This window comes from Paenibacillus popilliae ATCC 14706 (assembly GCF_000315235.1).
GTDB lineage: Bacteria > Bacillota > Bacilli > Paenibacillales > Paenibacillaceae > Paenibacillus_B > Paenibacillus_B popilliae.
Genome location: NZ_BALG01000388.1, coordinates 1 through 290 on the forward strand (window position 1 = coordinate 1; position 290 = coordinate 290).

1 protein-coding gene is annotated in these 290 nt (G+C 43.8%); it reads right to left on the reverse strand.

Annotated elements, in window-relative coordinates; all coding sequences use genetic code 11:
• On the reverse strand, window positions 1–290 hold a 290-nt coding region (locus PPOP_RS24725), incomplete at both ends, for a hypothetical protein (protein WP_234399886.1).

Genomic DNA, 290 nt, shown 5'->3' on the forward strand with positions numbered 1-290 from the left:
GCTATACACAGTTGGATAAGCGCAATCGTCACCGAGCCGATCACTTGTACACCCCATATATGGAATACAATAACGGGTAACGAATACAGTCGGAGCGAATGAAGAACAGGTTCTGCTGAACCGACAAACGTTCCATGGAACCAGAAACTCGAAGCCAGAAGTAAAATAAAGTCATAGACGGCGAAAAACAGAATCATCATCACCGATAAACTAATCAGGTGAGCACAGTAATATACTGTTTTGCTGCGAACACGAATGAGACTTGCGATCGCATGGGAACCCATCATTTT